Genomic DNA, 3,062 nt, shown 5'->3' on the forward strand with positions numbered 1-3,062 from the left:
TCTTTGTCCCCTAACTTTCGGCGAGTCCCCCCAGACTTTTTGAGAAGCTTCGTATTTACTTTTTGGTTTCCTGGTGGGGTGTGCCAGTATTAATTCAGTCTACAGGCTGACACGGTATCCAGACAACAACGATGCGACCTACTGTATCCAACCACTGCTAATTATATCACGGTACACAAGCTATAAATCAAGGTATAATATCAAACTAACTAGATAAAGCCATAAAGTTTATGGATAAACGCTTTTTCAACTTCTTCAATCTGACAGAAGACCAAGCAATCGCCCTTTTAGATACACCTCAAGACCAGATTAACGAAAACGATTCTCGCTACATAGCTGCATCCCATTTGGTCAATTTTCCTACAGAAGAGGCCATCAATGCCTTAATCCGAGCAGTACAAAATAACGACCCCACTCTAGATAATCGCATTGTACGTCGAAAATCTATAGAAACCCTAGGGAGACTCGAAGCAAAGCAAGCTTTGGAAGTCATTCATAGCTGTTTAAACGACGAAGACTGCTACACAGTGGAAAATGCCGTCTGGGCGATTGGAGAAATTGCAACAACTGATCACCATATTCTCGAAGATGTCGCTCAGTTACTTGAAAAGCCTGGTCAAACTTACCGCGTTATTATCCACACCCTAACTAAGTTAAATTATGAACCAGCCCTAGACCGAATTCGCCGATTTGTAGATGATCTTGATCCCCTTGTTGCTAGTTCTGCCATTACTTCAGTCTGCATTTTTACCAAGGATTATTCTCAAATGGAGAAAGTGGTAGCCCTGTTGCAACACCAGAATGTGTTAGCAAGGCGGTTGTCTATTCAGGATTTAATTGATTCTCGTTGCTATGATGCAATTCCTAATATTGCCCAATGTCCTGTATCATTGGTGTTTCGGCTACGAGGTCTTCGGATGCTAGCAGAAGCAGGTATTCCGAACGGGGAAATTACTTTTGAAATGATTCAACCCCATTTAGAACAGACGTTGCGAGATCATCCCGATGATTTAAATTTAGTGCATTCCTATGAAGAAACCCCAGATTTAACGGTTTTGATCCGAACATTATATGAAACCGATTTTGGACGATGCTATTTGGCTAGTAAAACAATTATCGACCATTATTCAGACACCGCACCCTCTGCCTTATTGGCGACTTATAGCGAAGAAGCTTATAGTGATTATGGAGCCCATTATCATGTGATTAAACTATTAGGCTGGTTAAAATATGCTCCAGCCTATGATTTACTACTCGAAGCCTTGCATAACCGTCAACCTCAATTTCAGAAATCAAGGGCTGTTGCAGCGATTGCATTAGGAGAACTGGGGGAAACAAAGGCTATTCCTATTCTACAATCCAGCCTCTCTGAAAAAAACTGGGTTTTAAAATACGCTGCGTTGATGGCACTTGAAAAACTTGGCTCTGAGGACAATAATGATGTCGCACTCAACAATCCCGACTGGTTGATTCCAGCTAAAACCCTTCACAAAGCGACCGTTTAATCTGACCTAAGACTTCCAGTCATTATCTAATATGGAAGTTTCGAGAATATAATAGGTCTTTTTTTTTCTTTGATTTGTAATCCCATGACAACTATGACCACAGATTCTCTATTTAACAGACTAAAACACCCCAACCCTCATCTACGCGAACAGGCAATGTTTGAAATTGCCGAGTCTCGCGATGAAAATACCATTCCTCATCTGATAAGTATTTTGGATGAAGAAGATACGACTTATCGTCGAGCAGCTGTTAAAACCTTAGGAGTAATTGGAGTAGATGCTGTCCCATCGCTGGTTACGTCCTTGCTACATAGTGAAAATGTAACTGTACGAGGAAGTGCCGCCAAAGCCTTAGCGCAGATTGCTGTTAATTATCCAAATTTACCTTTTCCTGAAGCTGGTTTGCAGGGATTAAAGGCTGCTATCAATGACCAAAATCCAGTGGTTCATATTGCATCAGTGATGGCGTTGGGTCAAATGGGTTCAGCTGCATACTACATTTTAGTAGAGTCGTTGGAGACAACAGATAACGTAGCAGTGCAGGTGGCAATTGTTAACGCACTCGCTTCCATTGGAGATCCGAAGTGTACTGAAGTCCTCACAACATTTGCCAATAATGAATCGGTGGATTCCTATGTACGCGAATCGGCTACGAGTGCTTTATCTCGTTTGGATTTGGTACTCAACTATAACCGAAGTCATTAAAGAATATCTCTCAAATCGAACATTCTCGTTACCGTAGTCCCATTTTTGACGTTCATAAGACTACGGTTTAACTGCTCCCAATAGAACGTTGTAAAAAGCTAAAGACAAGATAAGATGATTATTTAATCAATTAAATAATCATCTTATCTATGGAAAATCAACACTCTGAATTGGCTTCATCGGAATCAACAGAAGATGTAAACTTAACGGTAGAACAAGCCATTGCTAATTTAGAAGACGAGGATAATTTAAGTAGTCGTTATTATGCAGCTTGGTGGTTAGGAAGATTTCGTGTACAAGAGCCAAAAGCAGTCAACGCTTTGTTAAATGCCCTAGAAGATGAGAAAGCAATTTCTCCAGATGGCAGTTATCCCCTTAAACGCAATGCTGCTCGTGCGTTAGGAAAACTGCAAGATAGTAGGGCTGTAGACCCTTTGATTCGTTGCTTAGACTGTTCTGATTATTATGTTAGAAAAGCAGCCGCTGAAGCCTTAGAAATGTTAGAAGACACCCGTTCTATTCCTCCCTTAAAAAAACTATTAGATGGTGGAATAGAAGCAGCTAAACTAGTACCGGGGAAACCCCATTTAACTCAACCCTATGAAGCCGTGATAGAAGCATTGGGAACTCTAGGAGCAACAGATTGTATTCCTTTAATTAAACCTTTTTTAGAGCATTTTGTTGAAAAAATACAGTATGGGGCAGCAAGAGCAATGTATCAGTTAACCCGCAGTCCAATCTATGGAGATCGTTTAATCAAAGCTTTACAAAACGAGGACTTACAACTTCGCCGTTCAGCGAAGCTTCTCAAAAAGTCTGGGGGGACTCGCCGAAAGTTAGGGGACAAAGATG

At 41.0% G+C, this 3,062-nt stretch carries 3 protein-coding genes; all 3 read left to right on the forward strand.

Annotated features, from left to right (window positions below):
• Positions 1-230: 230 nt before the first annotated feature.
• Positions 231-1,505 carry a HEAT repeat domain-containing protein gene (locus P9B04_RS18385; protein WP_342056429.1) on the forward strand — a complete coding sequence of 425 codons (1,275 nt, stop codon included), beginning with the start codon at positions 231-233 and terminating at the stop codon, positions 1,503-1,505.
• Between the two features lie 93 nt (positions 1,506-1,598).
• Complete coding sequence (locus tag P9B04_RS18390) at positions 1,599-2,210, forward strand: HEAT repeat domain-containing protein (protein ID WP_342056431.1); 612 nt, start codon at positions 1,599-1,601, stop codon at positions 2,208-2,210.
• Between the two features lie 149 nt (positions 2,211-2,359).
• Positions 2,360-3,062, forward strand: a 703-nt coding sequence (locus P9B04_RS18395) for a HEAT repeat domain-containing protein (RefSeq protein WP_342056430.1), incomplete at its 3' end; no start/stop codon positions are given.

The sequence above is a fragment of the Crocosphaera sp. Alani8 genome, assembly GCF_038442745.1.
Lineage (GTDB): Bacteria > Cyanobacteriota > Cyanobacteriia > Cyanobacteriales > Microcystaceae > Crocosphaera.